Below are 19,115 nucleotides of genomic sequence, written 5' to 3' on the forward strand. Positions count from 1 at the left end.
AAGCCGTTTAAGCATAGCGTCGATATTAATGAAAGTTAATTTATAGCAACTTGCATGCAAATAAAGCGGAAATTTACAAAAAAATATTAAATTCAATGGTTTGCTACGCTTTCGTGAAAAAGTGAGACTGGTAAATGCAGAATGAGCTTATGCAATCAGGTAAAATATATACATTTTTGAGTAAGATATTTATCCCACAGCCGGGAAGCAAGCTGAGCTATCATCCCAGATCATTACATCCACCAGACAACCTGAACCAATCCATCCTCCTTCCAGTAGTAAACAGAAAGTTAAAACAATACCAACAGCACGCAACTTATCTGTCACTGACAAGGACTTTTCATGAAAGGCAAAGCGAATAGCTCTACCATTCTCCTTCCTGTATTTCTTCCGGCTGTAGCCATTATTTTATTGTTGGTGATGGGTACCATCAGTAACCCCGATATGGCAGGGGAGGCATTTGATGCCACGCTCGCCTGGATCACCAAAACCTTTGGCTGGTTCTACATGCTGTCTGTGGCCATTTTTCTGGTATTCATTGTTGCTGTGGCGTCATCGAGTTGGGGCAATATTAAGTTGGGCCCTGACCACGCCGAGCCCCAGTACAGTTTTCCCGAGTGGTTTGCCATGTTGTTTTCTGCTGGCTACGGTGTGGCGTTGCTTTACTTTGGTGTTGCGGAACCGGTTTTGCACTATTCCTCACCGCCCGCAGGTGCGGCTGAAACAGTAGACGCTGCCAAGCAGGCCATGCAGATTGCATTCTTTCATTGGGGTTTCCATATCTGGGCGATTTATGGGCTGGTGGGCCTGGTGCTAGCTTACTTTGCCTTTCGTCACGGCTTACCGCTTTCCATTCGTTCTGCGCTATATCCGCTTATCGGTGACAAAATTTACGGCCCGATTGGGCATGCTGTCGACGTGTTCGCGATTCTGGGCACACTGTTCGGTATTGCTACTACGCTTGGCTTATCGGTCACGCAGATAAACGCGGGCTTGCATTATCTTTCTGACGATATTCCCATCGACATCATGGTGCAGGTGGGCACTATTGCTATTGTCACTGTTGCGGCGACGGTTTCGGTAATTGCGGGTATGGATAAGGGCGTAAAGCGCTTATCTATTTTGAATATGATCCTCGCTGTTGCATTGATGACCACGGTGTTTATCTTCGGTGAAACGGTACATATTCTTGAAGCGTTTCTACAGAACACGGGCAGCTATCTAAGCGGCATTGTAGAGCGCACATTCAACATTCAGGCGTATAGTCGAAGCGATTGGATTGGTAACTGGACGCTGTTTATCTTTGGCTGGACCATTGCTTGGGCGCCTTTCGTCGGCATGTTCATCGCTAAAATCAGCCGCGGCAGAACCATCCGTCAGTTTGTCTTCGGAGTGATGCTGGTGCCTACCATGTTCACCTTTCTTTGGTTCTCCGTATTTGGCGATACCGCGCTGAACGCCATCATGAACGAAGGCGTGAATACATTGATCACCGATGTACAGGATAACGAGGCCATAGCGCTATTTAAGCTTTACGATTTACTGCCGGGCTCGTCGATTATGTCAGGCCTTACGGTGCTGCTTATCATCACATTCTTCGTGACATCTTCAGATTCTGGTTCGCTGGTCATCGATTCCCTGGCTTCAGGTGGTAAAGAAGAAAGCCCGGTATGGCAGCGTATTTTTTGGGCGTTTCTGGAAGGAACGGTTGCCGCAGTGCTGTTGCTGGCAGGCGGGCTGAGTGCGTTGCAAACCATGACAATAACCAGTGCATTGCCGTTCGCAGTAATCATGCTAATGGCTGCTGCCGGGTTGTGGCGTGCGCTTATCATCGAAGGTTATCGCAACAACAGCCTGCAGGCGAACACGCTGAACCGCAATCGTGGGCGCTCTACAAACCTCAAAGGGCGCCTGGCGGCCATGGTGGATTACCCGACCCGCAAAGAGGTGCACGAGTTTATTGAAACGACCGTGATTGAAGCCATGAATGAAATGCAGACTGAGCTTAAACACAAAGAGTGGGATGCAAACGTGGAATTCGATAACGAAATGGGCCGCGCACTCTTTACCGTTGAGCGCCACGAGCACATGGACTTTATTTACGACATCCGCATGACCGAGCATCTGGTTCCAGGATTCAGCTATGCTGAACTGCGTCACGAAGACGATGAATCAGAAAAGTACTTCCGCGCAGAGGTATTCCTGCGTCGGGGTGGCCAGGCTTACGACATTTACGGATATGACAAACAAAGTATTGCGAAGGATATTTTGGATCAGTTCGAGAATTATCTTCACTTCCTCGATACCAGCCCTGGTGAGTTGCCTTGGGAGATGGACGCACATGACGAAATGTTGAATAAACCAGAAAGTTAAATCACCTCCTCGTCACCTGTTATTGGTGTTTATAAGGCGCTTCATCTCCGGAGCGCCTTCGCCTCAAACCATACACTCACGCCGACAACCGCAGCAGACACCGCTTTCATCAGAAACCTGCCCTTTACGCACCCGTAACAGTGCTAGACTGCGTTCACGCTGCGCATGCGTGCATTGGCGGCGAACCAACTCTGAACGATTACCCGGAGATAACTATGACAATAAAGGTAAAGTTGCCAGCATTTTTGCTGGCGCTGGCGATACTGTTTTCCGCTTTTAGTGCCACGGCGGCGACGGAAGACAAACGGGCGGAATATATTCGCTCACATTATGCAAAGTATGAGTACAACGTGCCCATGCGCGATGGCAAAACCCTGTTTACCTCAGTGTATGTGCCCAACGACCAATCGAAGAAATATCCCATGCTGATGCAGCGCACGCCTTATCGTGTTGCGCCATACGGCACCGACAAATATAAAACCCGCTTAGGCCCCAGTGAGAAGTTTGAGCAGGAAGGTTTTATCTTTGTATTTCAGGATGTGCGCGGTAAGCAAATGTCCGAGGGTGAGTTCGTGAACATGCGTCCTCAGGATGCTTACAAGCGCGGCAAGAAAGCTGTGGATGATGCGACCGACGCCTACGACACCATCGACTGGCTGGTAAAGAATATCCCTAACAACAACGGCAAAGTAGGCCAGTGGGGCATTTCTTACCCCGGCTACTACACCTCTGTGTCTGCAATTAACAGCCACAAAGCATTGAAAGCGATTTCTCCACAAGCCCCGATTGCTGACTGGTTCTTCGATGATTTCCACCGTAACGGTGCGTTTTCCACACCCATGGCATTTATCTTCTTTGATTCATTCGATAAGCCTCGAGACGGCGTGTTTCCGTGGTCTGAAGAACGCCGCGATTTGCCTACACAAGACGGCTACCAGTTTTATCATGAGTTAGGTTCACTGAAGAATGTGAATGAGAAATACTTCCACCATGAACGTCCGTTCTGGGATGAGCTAACGCAGCACCCGAACTACGATGATTACTGGAAAGCCCGTGATGTACTGCAGCATCTTGATAATGTGAAACCTGCCGTGCTGGTTGTGGGTGGCTGGTACGACACCGAAGATCTGTATGGTCCTCTGGCGACTTACAAAACCATGTCTGACAACAACAATAAAGACAATGTACAACTGGTCATGGGCCCCTGGTATCACGGTCAGTGGATTCGTGACAAAGGCGAAAACCTGGGACTGGCACAGTTCGGTTTTGAAACCAGCATCTACTTCCAAGACAACATCTTGCTGCCATTCTTTAATCAACATTTAAAAGACGACAGCAAAGTGGCCTACAAGCCGCAAACCACCATGTTCGAAACCGGTGCAAACCGTTGGCGTACCTTTGAAACCTGGCCGCCAAAGCAAGTGAGCGAGAAAACCTGGTACCTAACGGCAGATGAATCAATTTCTGATAAGCCGTCTGCCGACAAACAAGGCTTTGACGAATACCTCAGCGACCCGAATAAACCGGTTCCACATTCTGCAAGTATCAGCCGCGGTTGGGATCGCCCGTACATGGCGGAAGATCAGCGTTTTGCTGCACGCCGTCCTGACGTACTGATTTACAACTCCGAGCCCATGGAATCGGACATGACCATTGCCGGTCCAGTAGATGTATCGCTGTGGGTATCTACCACCGAATCTGCGGCAGACTTCGTGGTGAAAATTGTTGATGTGTTCCCGGGTGTTGATGAAAACACCAATAAGGTCGACCGCGAGACCGACAACCGCCATGAACTGGTACGTTGGGGCATTATCCGTGGCCGTTTTCGTAACAGTTTCAGTGAGCCTGAGGCATTTACGCCAAACTCGCCTACTGAAGTGAAGTTCCAACTGTACGATGTACTGCACGACTTCAAACGCGGCCACAAACTGCAAATTCAAGTACAAAGCAGCATGTTCCCGTTCATGGACATGAACCCGCAGAAGTATGTAGAAAATATCTTTGAAGCCGATGACAGTGATTTTGTGAAAGCCTTCCACCGCGTGTATCGCACGGAAGACATGCCAAGCAATATCTCGTTTACCGTGTTGGAGAAGTAACATCTTGTTCGGTTAGCGCCTGTCCACGGTGCTAACCGTCATGATCTAAATGCTGCCTAAAATAATATAAATGAGACGTTATATTTTTAGGCAGTACCCCATGCAAGTAAGAGCTTTCAAGGCGGAAGGTTTCGCTCAGCTTTCATACCTTATTTCTGAAGGAACGAAGGCAATTGTTGTCGACCCTCATTTGGATATCGGCACATACCTGAACGCTGCTGAAGGCCTTGGGGTGAAGATATGCTTTGTGTTGGAAACGCACAGAAGCCTTGATTTTGTCTCTGGCGGCCAAGCGCTCGCCGAGCTTCTAGATATTCCTGTTTATCACGGCGTTCGCAGAGATTGCATCAATAACTACACAACAGCCGTAGAGGATGGTGACGTACTTCACGCAGGTAAGCTGAAAGTGACTGTACTTGAAACACCAGGCCATACCAAAGACAGCGTGTGTTATCAGGTTGCCAATACCCGTATTTGCGATAAGACCGAAGTCATATTTACCGGTGATACTCTTTTCGTAAATAGTGCCGGTCGAAACGATATTTACCCTGACGAAAAAGCCTACATTTCCCCAGCACTCTTTCAAAGCTTAAATAAACTTATGCACCTTCCTGATCACGTAGTCGTTTACCCCGCTTATGGCGCAGGCTCGGTGTGTGGTGGCGAACTGATGGAGCGGGAGTTTTCTACAATGGGTTATGAAAAGCAGTGTAATCCTCGTTTGCAACTCGGCATTCACGACAACTTTGACAGAAGTGCAATTAACGGCTAACTAAATAAAAAACGGAGACCAGGCGGCCTCCGTAAAACGCTGCAGGCTTAGCTCAAAGCCCATCGCAACGGGTTCGAATAGTGCGCTTACTTCGCAATTCCCGGCATACCATTAAAACCAGGAAGCGCCTTGATGCGTGCTATCCACTTATTAATCGCAGGATAGTCGGCAAGTGAAACGCCACCTTCTGGAGCCAGTGCGACGTAAGGCATAACCGCACAGTCGGCAATGGTCGGGCGAGCCAGTGCCAGCCAGTCGTTGTGCTGCAGGTGGTCTTCCAGCAGTGCCAAGATCCTTTCAGAATTCGCAATAGTGGTAGGTTTGTGAAGTTCGTAGCCAAATTTATCCACTAAGCGTGCTGCATTAGGGCCATGCTGAATTTCATTCGATGCGGTAGACAACCATTGCTGCACTTCTGCCATTTCTACTGCATTAGAAGGCAGCCAGCTTTCCAGCTCATGGAAGCGTGCCAGGTAAACAAGAATTGCCTGCGCGTCACGTAATACCACATCGTTATGCTCGAACACCGGCAGTTCGCCGAAGGGGTTCAGCGCCAGCATTTTTTCAGATTTGTGCTCGCCGCCGAGAAAATCAACGGGAATAATGTCGAGGTCGATGTTAGCCAACGCGGCGAACAGTCTTACTTTAAAGCAGTTACCAGATAATTCTAAATCGTAGAGTTTCATCATTTTCTCCCCCAGGCGGGTGTCTTTTTAACAAGTTTCAAACAGATTAATCGGTCCGCTTTTCGCAAAAAATATGCAATAGTTGATTTCTGTAAACCGTTTTTCGCACTAATTGGAAATTCGACAAGAGGAATTGCACGTTGGACAAACTAAAAGCCATGCGGGTGTTTGTTGAAATTGCTGACGCCAATAGTCTCACCGGGGCGGCGAAAGTGCTCAGCATGTCGCTGACTTCTGTAGTGCGGAGTTTAGCCGGGCTTGAAGAGAACCTTGGGGTACGCTTGTTCAATCGAAATACCCGCAAAATTGTGATTACAGACGAAGGGCGTGAATATTACCAACGGTGCCGCACCATTCTCAGCGAAATTGAAGATGCTGAATCCATGCTGTCAGAGCGACAGGCTGAGCCCCTTGGACGTGTTTCTGTTACCGCACCGGTCACGTTTGGCAAGCGCCATGTGGCACCCAAAATAAATGCATATCTGGGGAAGTATCCGAAAATGACGGTGGATCTGATTTTTGTCGATCGCACCGTGGATATGTTGTCTGAAGGGATTGATATTGCGGTGCGCATTGGTCGCATAGGTAATCACGACTTAGTGGCCCGGCAGTTAGGTAAAATGCGACACGTATTATGCGCTAGCCCCGATTTTCTGGCGTCCAGAGTGATGATTCGCTCCCTTGAGGACATCCGCAACCAGCCTTCTATTCAACTAAGCGCACTGGATCACAGCGACGAATGGTCTTTTGAGACTAATGGAGAAGCGGTTAAAATGCCATTGCAGAGCCGACTTTCAACCAATCAGGTAGATGTTGCCTTGAATGCCTGTATTAACGGTGTCGGGCTTTGTCGTTTTTTGCACTATCAAGTCATAGATGCCGTTAAACGCGGTGAACTTTGTATCTTGTTGGAAGACTATGAGCCCCGTCCGTTGCCAGTACATCTGCTGTATGCGCCAGTAAAGCTACAGACTAAGAGATTGCGCTCGATGACAGAGTGGCTAACCCGTTCGCTTCAGCGGGATCTGGAGCTTGTCAGTACCTCTTAAGCGGCAAGTGCTGTTTTCTCTTTTGCGTCTATTGAAAAATTGGGGGCATAGTAAAAGCCGCCCATCGTTGTTTAACGTTAGGCGGCTGTAGTCTCAGTAAAAGTGGAAAGCTTATGCTTGCGCTTTGTATCTTTCAGCCATGGCATTCGCGGCAATCATTGCTTGATAAACATCGTCTTCCGAGACTTCCATGGTCATGTTGCCCATGGTATCGCCTTCGGCACAGGCAATTTTAGCCACTGTGCGCCATTCTTCCTCAACGAAGTTTTTCAGCCCCATGTCGGCCAGTGTCAGCGGTAGACGGGCGGTTTTAATGATGCGGATCACTTCATCAATTTCCGCTTTGGGCGCGTTTTCTAGCACCAGCTGCGTTAACAAACCAAACACCACTTTCTCGCCGTGCTGCACTTTGTGTAAATCAGGCACTGCAGACATACCATTGTTCACCGCGTGCGCTGCTGCCAAACCACCCGCTTCGGCACCCACACCGCTAAGATAAATAGTCGCTTCTACAATCTGCTGGAGTGCTGGTGTCACAATCTTATTGTCGATGGCATCCATTGCCGCATCAATGTTTTCGCGCAGCATGGTGTAACAAAGTTCTGCCAGACCAAGACCAGTGCGAGATGGCTTTTTCAAAACCAGGTTCACCCCGTCTGAGGCATAACAGGTGCGGGCTTCGAAGTAAGTGGCAAGGGCATCACCCACACCGGCAGAGAAGAATCGAGCCGGGGCTGCACTTAGAATATTCATATCCGCAATAACCGCATCTGGGTTCTGTGGCAGGAACAAATATTCGTCGAATTCGCCATCTTCTTTGTACAGTACTGCCAGCGCAGTACAAGGGGCATCAGTAGAGGCAATAGTGGGATAAAGCACAACGGGTAATTTCAGGTGATAAGCTGTGGCCTTGGCGGAATCCAGCGTTTTCCCGCCACCTATTCCCACGATTACGTTGGCATGATTTTCCTCAGAAAGCGCCGCTAAGCGTTGTACTTCCTGCTTGGTACATTCGTAATTAAATTTTTCAACATGAGATTTAATGCTGTTTTCATTCAGGCCGGGAACGGCTTCTTCTTTTACGCGATTAAGAATGAATTCATCACTGATAATGAAAGCATTATCACCGAAGTCGCTCACATATTCACTGAGCTGACCAAGAAGGCCTTTACCGATATAGAATTTTTTAGGTGAGGTGACAGTGCGAGGTGTAACGGACATAAGTCCTCCTGATGGATTTGTAAGAAGCGTCTCCCTGAAAGGGGAGGTAGGGTACAAATAACCAAATAAGGTCACCTGTACCATTTTCCATCATAAGGTGCGGTGAGTTGCCGGTATTTGACGAAGAACAAATAATCAGCAGCTTTAGGGCCGCATTTCAAGGTAGGAGCGCGAGATAAGCTGGTTATAAACCCCCTCAATATTCAGTCCTACCCATTCATCGTACATTTTCAAATCTGACCAGGCAGAAAGGGCATCTGTTTTTTGAATCTCAGAGAGGCTTTTCCCAGCAATAATTCCGTCGAGTACGGTTTGGTGAAGGGTAACCAGATATTCGTGATAGTTTTCCACGTCTTCGTAGTTGCCTGTATCTGCATGCCCACCAACGAATTGATCGAAGGGTTCACGCAAAATGGTTTCGGTTGACGTGATCATGCCTTCAATATCGTAACCCATCAGGTTTTTATAAGGCAGGCGACCGAGCGTTATCCAATCCACCACCATCAGTAAGTTGTCTGGCTGCACTCGCACCGCAACATTGCCGTAGCCATTATTGGGACCAAGGTATTCTAGGTTGATCTGTTTCTCCCCTGCATACAGGGTAAAACTGTCACTGAATACGTTTGAAGGAATTGCGGTTTCAGCCTGGGTTCGCACCAGATTAGCCCTCGCGTCCTCGTGACTAATGAAGACCGTTTGGCCATTATCAAAAACGTCACCTCCATAACTGTGATCAGGATGGCTATGGCTGTAAATGACGTATTTCACCGGTTTGTTAAAGCGTGTTATCACCGTGTTTTTAAGCCACTGCGCTGCATCATGATTGAGAGGATCAACCAGAACAACGCCATCAGCCGTGTTCAAAACCAATGCGCGGTAATTGCCAGCGACATAGCGATACACATTGTTACCTAAGTCTTCAAGCCTATATTCCTCGGTTTGCGCAAAAACAGAAAGCGAAGTAACGGCACAGCATACTGCAATGGAATATTTCATGGTGGTCCCTGTTGGTAAATGAAAAGCGTCAGAATTCTTATGGTCCACACGACGTAAAGATCAAAACATGCTACCGCTTCTTATTTTCTTTTAAACACTCACTGCAATTCCTCGTTAATACGGTCTTAATGTTATGGCTTTGCATAACTTTGTATGGGCAGGCATCCCTGCTTGCCAGCTGTGAGCTCAAAAACAACGGTTATGTGAATTTTTCTAATTAAAACAGCTTTTTATGCAGAATCATATGCTGCTGTCGCAAATGTCGTATTAAATTCTAATGTCGCTAAATGGTCAAAAGTATAATTTCGGAATTACACATTCAGATCATACTTTGTTTCGATGCATTATCAGAGTGAAGTGCGGGCAGTATTCAAAGTGGAGAGCACACAATGAAAGCACGGGTTTTAGTGGTAGACGACTCCGTCTCTATTCGGCAAATGGTAGAGATGACATTACGTTCGGCTGATTTCGACGTGACATTGGCCGAAGATGGACAGCATGCCCTCGAGGTCTGCTCAAACAAAGCCTTCGATTTTGTGTTAACCGATCAGAATATGCCACGCATGGACGGCCTAAGTCTTATTCGCGCGTTGCGGACTAATCAAACCTACCAGCGCACGCCCATAGTGATGTTAACTACCGAGTCTAGTGATGACATGAAGCAGCAGGGGCGGGCAGCCGGTGCGACAGGTTGGATGGTTAAGCCCTTTGACCCCAATAAATTGATTGCGGTTTTAGGCAAGCTAATGAGCCGTTAACGGCATGTACTACGCATCTTTTTTATACCTAAATTTTACCGGAAATCAGGTGCTTTTTTATTTGCTAGGCATCTTTCCTCTAGCATTCATAACGTATGTGCAGCTGCCCGAACACAGAGATCGCGGCAAATTTTATTGTTATCGCGACAACAAAAATAATCCATAAAAATCAAGCGAGTCAGCTGTTTGTGATGAATCCGGCGAAGTAGGTATAAATAAACTTACCATTAAGGGTCACTTTGAAAGTCGCATTTTTTTGATTCCTCGACTAAATACTATTGAGGCACAAAAATTAAACAACGTCGTGTCAGTACCTAATCAGTAAAAGTTGAGCCCAGTGGTCCCGCGAGCTTAATCACCAGTTCGCACTGGCTATGATCCCCAAGATCCAGCCCTACGACCACTCATGGCTTGGGCTGAAGTGTGAATGAGTGATTTTTAACTAACGTTAGCAAGCGCGGAAGAGGAGCTGAATGTATGAGCGAAGCCGCCGTACAACAAACCGATATGGCAGGTGACGACCGTGAGTTTCTGAGTTTTGTCCTGGGCGACGAGCACTACGCCCTCGATATCACAACGGTTAAAGAAATTCGCGGTTACGAGCAGGTAACAAAAATCGCCAATGCCCCTGACTTCATAAAAGGGGTCATGAACCTGCGGGGCGATATTGTTCCAGTGGTAGACCTGCGGATTAAGTTCAACGTTGGTGAAGCTACTTACAACGAATTCACCATAGTAATCATGCTGAATGTCGATGAGCGAATTGTTGGCATCGTGGTGGATGGCGTTTCCGACGTTATCCGCCTGTCAGATGAAGAAATGTTGCCACCCCCGGAATTTGGTGTGGCATTTGATAGTCGCTATTTACATGGTTTGGCGGATGTGGACGAAACCATGGTCATTCTTGTCAATATTGAAAGCTTAATTAACAGTAATGAACTCGGTCTGGTTGAAATTGGTCAGGCTGGCGTAGGAGAGTAATCGATGGGTGTTTTTAAATGGTTGAGTGGTGAAGATAATGCGGTCATCGGGTCGCTGGAAAGCATGCAGACGCTGGACGCATCGACATCCAGCCTACTGATCCTAGACAGCCAGATGAATATTGTTGTGGCCAACAGAGCGTCGAAATCGCTGTTAGCGAACATTGAAGGTGATATACGCGCCAAAAACGGGGGCTTCTCTGCAGCAATGGTGGTGGGCAGCAATATTACTGCATTAGGCATACAGGCTTCTGCTATCCAACAGGCGGCAAATGCATCTCCGGAAGGTGGAGTTACTGCATTGTCACTGCCTTCTCGAAGCGTGAAACTAAAAGTGACGCCGTTGAAAAATATTCGCGGCGAAGCAACGGCATACAGTGTCGAGCTTATTGATAACGAAGCTGACCAGTTAACTAAAGCGCTGACAGACTCACTTAATCGCGTTCAGGCTGTGATTCAGTTCGAGCCCGACGGCACCATCATTACTGCAAATGAAAACTTCTGCGGTGCGGTAGGCTATGAGCTCGAGGAGATTCAAGGTCAGCATCACCGTATGTTCTGTTTACCCGCCTATGTCTCTTCTGCTGAGTACAAAGACTTCTGGCGCAATTTGGCTAAAGGGCAAGTGTTCGCCGGTGAATTCTGTCGTATTCGAAAAGACGGGTCGGAGATCTGGATCAACGCATCTTATAATCCCGTTTACGACGAACACGGCAAAGTGATTCGCGTCGTGAAGTTTGCTACAGACGTTACTGATGAAAAAATAAAGAATGCCTACTTGGGCGGGCAAATCGAAGCGATTAATCGTGCACAGGCGGTAATCGAATTCAACCTTGATGGCACCATAATTAATGCGAATGATAACTTCTGCGGGGCTATGGGCTATAAATTGGACGAGATTCAGGGCAAGCATCACAGCATGTTCGTTGATGCCGAATATCGCAAAAGTGCAGAGTACCAATCTTTCTGGGACCAGTTGAAGAAAGGCATTTATTTTTCTGACGAATTCCGACGCATCAATAAAGCGGGCGATGATGTCTGGATTCAGGCGTCTTATAACCCGATCCTTGACCAGAACGGCGAACCCTACCGGGTGGTGAAATATGCTGTTGATATTACCGCTAGAGTTGAGGCAGTGCAGGCTATTCGTGCCACTATGAGAAAGCTGGTGGTGGGTGACTTAGACACGCCACCGCTACACCTTGATGGTGACTTTGCCGAATTGGGTAACTCTATTAACCAGTTTGTTAGCGATATAAAGGCCATTATCAGCCGCATCAGCGATGTCATGTCTGCTATGTCGGCGGGTGATCTTACCCAACGTATCACTGAAAACTACGAAGGCGAATTTGCGGTACTGGGAGATGCCATCAACTCCTTCTCGGAAGAGATTTCTGGCACCATTCGTTCCATTAACGATGCCGTGGACACCATCAATACCGCCTCTTCTGAAATTGCCACGGGTAACGCTGACCTCTCAAGTCGTACTGAGCAGCAGGCTTCGAGTCTAGAAGAAACGGCGTCGGCCATGGAAGAGCTCACTGGCACGGTGCGCCTGAATGCCGAAAACGCAGAGCAGGCCAATATGCTGGCATCTCAGGCATCGAAAGTTGCCAACGAGGGCGGCGACTTGATTCGTCAGGTGGTTACCACCATGGGCGAAATTAATGCGTCTGCGCAGGAAATTTCCGACATCATTGGTGTTATTGATGGTATCGCTTTCCAAACCAACATCCTGGCACTGAATGCCGCGGTTGAAGCCGCAAGAGCCGGTGAGCAAGGTCGCGGGTTTGCCGTGGTTGCTTCCGAAGTACGTACCCTGGCTCAGCGTTCAGCCGAAGCCGCGAAGGAAATTAAAGAGCTGATTTCCGATTCGGTATCGAAAGTGAACGGCGGTAACCAACTGGTGAACAAGTCTGGCGATACCATGGCAGAAGTGGTCACCGCGATTCAGCGGGTTAACGACATCATGTCCGAAATTTCCGCAGCTTCTTCTGAGCAAGCAACCAGCATCGAAGAAGTGGGTAAAGCAGTGAATAGCATGGATGAGATGACACAGCAAAACGCGGCTCTGGTTGAAGAGGCGGCAGCAGCGGCTGATAGCCTGCAACAGCAAGCCATTGGTCTGTCTGAGCGCGTGGCGATGTTTAAGCTGGATGGCGGTAGCATGCTTGCGCCACCACCTAAGCCTTCATCTAACGTTACCAGTAAACCCGCAATGCGCGTGGCAGCGAACACCGGGCGAGCGCTCAAGCCGAGTACACCTAGCGAAAACGAGTGGGAGTCGTTCTAAATGGCAACAGCATCCGCGGAGAAGACCGACAGAGAGTACGCATATAGTCAGGACGACTTCGAACGGGTGCGCGCCACCGTGTTTAAAATTGCTGGGATCAGGCTAGCAGACTCGAAAGAAACCATGGTGTATAGCCGACTTTCCCGACGCCTTAGGGCGTTGGGAATTAAAAGCTTCCGAGATTATCTGGAGAAAGTAGAAAGAGACGATATTGAGCAGCAAGAGTTTGTGAACGCGCTCACTACCAACCTCACATCGTTTTTTCGTGAGGTGCATCACTTTGTTGCGCTGGAGAAGTTTCTCCGCACACATAAAAATGTGACCGCTATTTGGTGTGCAGCAAGCAGCACCGGTGAAGAGCCTTATTCTATTGCGATGACAGTGGCACAAGTGTTCGGTACGTATCGCACCGGCATTAAAATTTATGCATCGGATATCGACTCTAAGGTGCTGGCGACGGCAAAAAATGGCGTTTACAAATACTCGTCTATTGAAAAAATGGACAAGAGTTTGCAGAAGCAGTTTTTCTATCGTGGCAAAGGGCCTAAGTCCGGTATGGTGAGAGTGGTTGATGAAGTGCGGGAAATGGTCGAGTTTCGTCAGATTAACTTGCTTCACGATGACTATGGCTTCAAAGAGAAAATGGACGTAATTTTCTGCCGTAATGTAATGATTTATTTCGATAAACCTACGCAGTATAAAGTGTTAAACAACCTTGTGGGCAATATGAAGCAAGACAGTTTGTATATTGCAGGCCACTCTGAACACTTTCAGGAGGCCACCCACTTGCTGAAACCGGTTGGCAAAACCATTTATGCACCCGTTCGGTAGACGTAACCGAACGTGCCTGACCACGATTTTAGCCGTCCACCCTCTTATTACGACTCTCGCTTCGGACGAGATGCAGTAAAGATTTTGCCCGGGCAATACTACGTTACCAATGCAGATAAACTCATTGTTACCGTGTTGGGCTCTTGCGTGGCGGTATGTCTATACGACCCCATCACCGAAGTAGGAGGCATGAATCATTTCATGCTTCCTAGCAACAATACGGTTAGCGCTGCATCGTTTGAAGCGAACCGCTACGGCGTGCACGCAATGGAAGTGCTGCTGAACGATTGCCTACGATTGGGCGCTGAAAAGAAACGTCTGGTGGCAAAGGTATTTGGTGGCGCACGCGTGCTACCAGGTTATGTGAGCAACGATATTGGGGCAACCAATGCGGCATTTGGGCTTGAGTTTCTGCAAACAGAAAATATACCGGTACTCGCGCACGACTTATTGAAAAACTACGCCCGCAAGGTGTATTTCACGCCGTCAGATGGCTCTGTTATTATGAAACGCATATACGATATGCACAACAACACCATTTACGAGCGCGAAGCGGAATTGTCTGTGAAAGTAAATGCGGATACAAGCAAAACAGGAAGCGTCGATCTTTTCGATAACTAAGAGGCGTGTTCCTTCACGCACTTAGTTTCTATTCAATGCAACGTCACGCCTTAGGTTGATATACCTAGCTTACTGACAAACTCGCCCATCCGCTTAATGCCCAGTTCCAGTTCTTGTTCGGCAGCGGCAAATGATAAACGCACATAATCATCTCCGGTGGCCTGACCGAAGTCGTTACCCGGCGTGAGGGCAACATGATGCTCTTCGAGCAATCGCTCGCAGAAATCCATGGCAGTTAGCCCCGTAGGCGTTACGTTGATGTACACATAGAAGGCGCCATCGGGTTCCACATCCACCGACAGCCCGATTCCTACCAGACCTTCTAACACCAACTGGCGGCGATGCAGCAAAATATCACGACGACGTTCACATACATTCAGGGTTTCGGGCGTGAAACAGGCAAGAGCTGCATGTTGCGCTGGTGTAGACGGACAAATGTAGAGGTTCTGCGCTAAACGTTCCATTACCGGTACCATTTCATCTGGCACGACGCACCAGCCAAGACGCCAGCCTGTCATGCCAAAGTATTTGGAGAAACTGTTTATCACAATGGCGTCGGGATCAAATGCCAGCGCCGTTTGCCCATCATCATGATGGCTGAGGTTTAAATAGATTTCATCAACGATGCGCCAGCTACCATTTGCTTTGGCGAATTCGCAGATGGCTTGTAAATCGGCTTGAGAAACAGACGTACCGGTTGGATTAGAAGGAGAGGCCAACATGACGCCTTTAGTGGTACTCTGCCAGTTTGCTTTCACGCTCTGCGGCGTAAGTTGAAAGCGGTCTTCTGCACCCGCTGCAATACTTTGAAGCTGGCCACCGAAAGCGCGGATGAACTGACGATTACAGGGATACGCTGGGTCGGCGAGCATCACTTCATCACCTTCATTAATCAGCGCCGCGCAAACTAATAGCAGGGCGGCAGATGCTCCTGCGGTTACCACCACATTATTGAGCTTCACTGCTACCCCATGACGGGTTTGATAAAACCCCGCGATGGCTTCACGTAGTGCTGGCAATCCTAGCGCCGATGTATAGGGCAGTTCGGCCCTTTCCATTACCGCTTGCATTGCAGCAACCACAGGTTGCGGTGCGCCAAAGTCTGGCTCACCGATATTGAGTCTGACAACATGAACACCCTGAGCTTCCAGCGCAGAGGCTTTTTCTGAAAATGCCATTGCATAAAATGGCGTGATGGCATTGGCGCGGTCTGAAAATTTCAACGTTTTTGCGTTCCCGTTACATGTTCTCCGATACATAGGGGCGACATCATAACAGCGCATTAAGGAAGGTGCAGCCCCGGATAATACCGTCTGTGTTATTACCGGTATTACAGGGGGCTGCTAAGGGACAGTGCTACAACTGATTATTTGTAGAGAATTTGATTAACCAGGTTTTCCAGGCCTTCCTGCTTGCCTGAAACGGGTTTTGGATCCAGCGCATTGTTGCGGGCATAGTTAGCAACGTCTTCCAGTGACATTGTGCCGTTAAGCACCTGATGACCAAAGTCTTGATTCCAGTCGGCGTAGCGTTTTTCTACCGCGCTGGATAAAGCTTCAGACTCGAGCAGCGCAGCTGCTTTTTTCAAGCCTAAGGCGCAGGTATCCATACCACCAATATGACCAAGGAATAAGTCTTCTGCGTCGATGCTCTGACGACGTAATTTGGTGTCAAAGTTAAGACCGCCGCTGGTAAAACCGCCATTTTTCAGGATCTCGTAACAGATGAGTGTCATCTCTTCTACCGAGTTAGGGAATTGGTCGGTGTCCCATCCCAGTTGCGGGTCGCCGCGGTTGGCATCAATAGAGCCGAACACACCTAACGCAAACGCGGTAGCGATTTCGTGATGGAAAGAATGGCCCGATAAGGTTGCATGGTTAGCTTCGATATTAACGGCAAATTCTTTTTCCAAACCAAATTCAGTCAGGAAGCCGTGTACGGTGGCCGTATCATAATCGTATTGATGTTTAGTGGGTTCCTGCGGCTTTGGCTCAATCAGCAGCAGGCCATCAAAGCCAATTTTGTGCTTGTGCTCTACCACCATGTTCATGAAGCGACCGAGTTGTTGGCGCTCTTTTTTCAGGTCGGTATTCAGTAAGGTTTCATAGCCTTCACGACCACCCCACAATACGTAGTTTTGACCCCCCAGTTGTTTGGTTGCATTCATCGCATGGAACACCTGAGTGGCAGCACGAGCGAACACGGCGGGATCGGGGTTGGTTGCTGCACCCGACATATAGCGAGGATGGCTGAACACATTTGCCGTGCCCCAAAGCAGCTTCATGCCTGTTTCTTCCTGCTTGTGGGCGAGCACTTCGGTCATCGCCGAAAAGTTGTTGATATAGTCGTTTACCGAATTTCCTTCAGGGGCCACGTCTACATCGTGAAAGCAGTAGTAGGGCGCGCCGAGTTTTTCCAAAAACGAAAATGCGGCATCCGCTTTGGCTTTCGCTTGTGTCATTGGGTCGCCGCCAGCTAACCACGGACGATTAAATGTGCCTGCACCGAATACATCGGCACCGTCCCAACAGAAGTTGTGCCAATAACAGGCCGCGAAGCGTAAGTGGTCTTCCATGGTTTTACCCATGATCACTTCTTCAGGGTTATAGTGTTTAAAAGCCAGTGGATTGGTCGATTCCGGACCTTCGTATTTAATCGCCGGAATGGCGTCGAAATAATTGCTCATGGTTATTTTCCCCGTCGAAGGAATGAGTCGTCCAGGAAATATTCCTGCACGGATAAATTGCGCTGTTAAACGTTACCAGACAGTCTGGTGTATCTCTTCGTTTGCAACAATTATGTTAATTAGTGAAAGTTTTGTGTTTTTTCGGGGCCGAGTAAAAAGGCTCAATAGCATAGTAAAGTTCACGAAACTGCTGACGCTTCAACAAATACGCATTGTGAATGGCGTCGTTGGGCGAATAGCTGGCTTCGATAGCAGGCTGAAAACAAATGTCCGAAGCTGCGATATCTGGATTAACTGCCAATTGTGCCAGGCGAGCAGCGCCAAGCGCCGGGCCCACATCGCCACCCTGGCGATAAGAGAGTTTACGGCCACTCACATCGCTGAGAAGTTGTCGCCAGAACGCACTTTTCGCACCACCACCAATTAGGCTGATATCTGACACAGTAGCACCGCTTTCATCCACCGCATCCATGCCATCAGCAAGGGCCATCGACACCCCTTCCATCACTGCTCGTGCCATGTGGGCGCGGGTTGTGGATGCTGATACACCGAAGAAAGACGCCTTGGCATAAGGATTATTGTGAGGAGTACGCTCGCCGGTGAGATAAGGTAAAAACAACGGGATGGCAGCATCATCAAATGCTACGTTGTGCTCGACATCGTCAATCATTTCGCCCACGTTTTGATAGCCGCTTTGCGAGGCGTACCATTGCAGGCAACTCGCCGCACTCAACATTACCGACATCAGATGCCAGCGGTTGGGGAGGGCGTGACAAAAGCTGTGCACCGCTTGCGCTGTGTTAGTACGAAAATCTTCTGTTACTGCAAAGTACACACCTGACGTGCCTAGCGACAACATGGCTTGCCCGGGCTCAACAATACCGCAGCCGATGGCACCCGCCGCGTTATCGCCACCGCCACCAGCCACGGCAACTGCGTTCATGCCCCAGCGTTCTGCCAGCTCGGTGTTCAGATAACCCGTTACCTCGTTACCTTCGAACAGTGAAGGCATGTGAGATTCATCCAGACCACAGGCGCTAAGCAGGGTGTCGTCCCAGCAGCGGCTTTCAGTGTCCAGCCAGATTGTCCCGGCTGCATCAGACATATCGCTGGCGAATTCGCCGGTAAGTTTGTAACGCAGGTAATCTTTTGGAAGCAGGATTTTTTTCACTTTCGCAAACACGTCTGGTTCGTGATTTTTCACCCATAGAAGTTTGGGCGCAGTAAAACCTGCCATGACAATGTTGCCGCTACGCTGACGGGCATCTTTTACCGTAGATTCAATTTCACGACATTCGGCGTCGCAGCGGCCGTCGTTCCACAATATAGCTGGTCGAAGTATTTCGCCGTTTTCATCAAGCAGCGTAGCACCATGCATTTGGCCACTCAGGCCAATGGCTTTCACCTCTGCGAGTGATTGCTTATCTGCTAATTCATCCAGACAGGCGCAGGTGGCATTCCACCAGTCCTGCGGATTTTGTTCTGACCAAAGGGGCTTTGGCATCGACACGTCCAGTGCCGCATGAGAGGTTGCTACCACCGCGCCCTGTTCGTTGGTTAACACCACCTTAACGCCGGAGGTGCCTAAATCTATGCCCAGATACATGTTTCGTTCACTTCTTAAAATCGCTGATACCGCTATGTTGATTATCAAATGCAGTTAGGGCAATTATGAAATTTTGTAATCTTTTTGTTAATTGATGTTGACTGGTTTAGGATGCTGAAAAACAATAATCATAATCGCCTTTAT

Annotated in this window: 15 protein-coding genes; 9 read left to right on the top strand and 6 right to left on the bottom strand. The window is 48.6% G+C overall.

The features are described 5' to 3' along the window. Nucleotides 1-342: 342 nt before the first annotated feature. From ACXAFQ_RS07080 to ACXAFQ_RS07090, 3 genes are all read left to right on the top strand, one after another. A complete protein-coding gene (locus ACXAFQ_RS07080; RefSeq protein WP_474819055.1) occupies nucleotides 343-2,373 on the top strand; it encodes a BCCT family transporter in 2,031 nt (676 codons plus the stop codon). A 215-nt stretch (nucleotides 2,374-2,588) separates the two neighbouring features. After that, nucleotides 2,589-4,472 carry a CocE/NonD family hydrolase gene (locus tag ACXAFQ_RS07085; protein ID WP_474819057.1) on the top strand — a complete coding sequence of 628 codons (1,884 nt, stop codon included), beginning with the start codon at nucleotides 2,589-2,591 and terminating at the stop codon, nucleotides 4,470-4,472. A 100-nt stretch (nucleotides 4,473-4,572) separates the two neighbouring features. Then, nucleotides 4,573-5,244 carry an MBL fold metallo-hydrolase gene (locus ACXAFQ_RS07090; protein ID WP_474819059.1) on the top strand — a complete coding sequence of 224 codons (672 nt, stop codon included), beginning with the start codon at nucleotides 4,573-4,575 and terminating at the stop codon, nucleotides 5,242-5,244. 86 nt (nucleotides 5,245-5,330) lie between these two features. On the opposite strand, the gene ACXAFQ_RS07095 is transcribed toward ACXAFQ_RS07090, so the two are convergent. Then, nucleotides 5,331-5,933 (bottom strand): glutathione S-transferase family protein, encoded by a 603-nt coding sequence (locus ACXAFQ_RS07095; protein WP_474819063.1) that lies wholly within the window; start codon nucleotides 5,931-5,933, stop codon nucleotides 5,331-5,333. Between the two features lie 137 nt (nucleotides 5,934-6,070). On the opposite strand from ACXAFQ_RS07095, the gene ACXAFQ_RS07100 reads away from it, so the two are divergent. Continuing rightward, complete coding sequence (locus tag ACXAFQ_RS07100) at nucleotides 6,071-6,979, top strand: LysR family transcriptional regulator (protein ID WP_474819065.1); 909 nt, start codon at nucleotides 6,071-6,073, stop codon at nucleotides 6,977-6,979. 111 nt (nucleotides 6,980-7,090) lie between these two features. Here ACXAFQ_RS07100 and ACXAFQ_RS07105 read toward each other — a convergent pair whose 3' ends face one another. Both ACXAFQ_RS07105 and ACXAFQ_RS07110 read right to left on the bottom strand, forming a co-directional pair. Continuing rightward, on the bottom strand, nucleotides 7,091-8,200 hold the full coding sequence (locus ACXAFQ_RS07105; protein WP_474819069.1) for a glycerol dehydrogenase: 1,110 nt from the start codon (nucleotides 8,198-8,200) through the stop codon (nucleotides 7,091-7,093). A gap of 144 nt (nucleotides 8,201-8,344) precedes the next feature. Next, nucleotides 8,345-9,196 (bottom strand): MBL fold metallo-hydrolase, encoded by an 852-nt coding sequence (locus ACXAFQ_RS07110; protein ID WP_474819073.1) that lies wholly within the window; start codon nucleotides 9,194-9,196, stop codon nucleotides 8,345-8,347. Nucleotides 9,197-9,585: 389 nt separating this feature from the next. On the opposite strand from ACXAFQ_RS07110, the gene ACXAFQ_RS07115 reads away from it, so the two are divergent. The 5 genes from ACXAFQ_RS07115 to cheD all read left to right on the top strand — a co-directional run bounded on the left by ACXAFQ_RS07115 (nucleotide 9,586) and on the right by cheD (nucleotide 14,679). Next, a complete protein-coding gene (locus tag ACXAFQ_RS07115; RefSeq protein ID WP_474819076.1) occupies nucleotides 9,586-9,954 on the top strand; it encodes a response regulator in 369 nt (122 codons plus the stop codon). Nucleotides 9,955-10,431: 477 nt separating this feature from the next. Continuing rightward, nucleotides 10,432-10,935: a chemotaxis protein CheW gene (locus ACXAFQ_RS07120; RefSeq protein WP_474819078.1), complete on the top strand. Its 504-nt coding sequence runs from the start codon at nucleotides 10,432-10,434 to the stop codon at nucleotides 10,933-10,935. 3 nt (nucleotides 10,936-10,938) lie between these two features. Further along, on the top strand, nucleotides 10,939-13,227 hold the full coding sequence (locus tag ACXAFQ_RS07125; RefSeq protein WP_474819080.1) for a methyl-accepting chemotaxis protein: 2,289 nt from the start codon (nucleotides 10,939-10,941) through the stop codon (nucleotides 13,225-13,227). Further along, entirely contained in the window at nucleotides 13,228-14,058 is an 831-nt protein-coding gene (locus tag ACXAFQ_RS07130; protein ID WP_474819082.1) for a CheR family methyltransferase, read from the top strand. It begins immediately after the preceding gene. Between the two features lie 12 nt (nucleotides 14,059-14,070). Continuing rightward, nucleotides 14,071-14,679 carry a chemoreceptor glutamine deamidase CheD gene (cheD, locus tag ACXAFQ_RS07135; protein ID WP_474819086.1) on the top strand — a complete coding sequence of 203 codons (609 nt, stop codon included), beginning with the start codon at nucleotides 14,071-14,073 and terminating at the stop codon, nucleotides 14,677-14,679. A gap of 50 nt (nucleotides 14,680-14,729) precedes the next feature. Here the strand turns inward: cheD and ACXAFQ_RS07140 are convergent, their stop codons facing one another. The 3 genes from ACXAFQ_RS07140 to xylB form a co-directional block, all read right to left on the bottom strand. After that, entirely contained in the window at nucleotides 14,730-15,902 is a 1,173-nt protein-coding gene (locus ACXAFQ_RS07140; RefSeq protein WP_474819088.1) for a pyridoxal phosphate-dependent aminotransferase, read from the bottom strand. A gap of 143 nt (nucleotides 15,903-16,045) precedes the next feature. Further along, a complete protein-coding gene (gene xylA / locus ACXAFQ_RS07145) occupies nucleotides 16,046-17,365 on the bottom strand; it encodes a xylose isomerase (RefSeq protein WP_474819092.1) in 1,320 nt (439 codons plus the stop codon). 115 nt (nucleotides 17,366-17,480) lie between these two features. Next, a complete protein-coding gene (xylB, locus tag ACXAFQ_RS07150) occupies nucleotides 17,481-18,971 on the bottom strand; it encodes a xylulokinase (protein ID WP_474819097.1) in 1,491 nt (496 codons plus the stop codon). Between the last annotated feature and the right edge of the window lie 144 nt (nucleotides 18,972-19,115).

This window comes from Alteromonas sp. ABH2_165 (assembly GCF_056159945.1).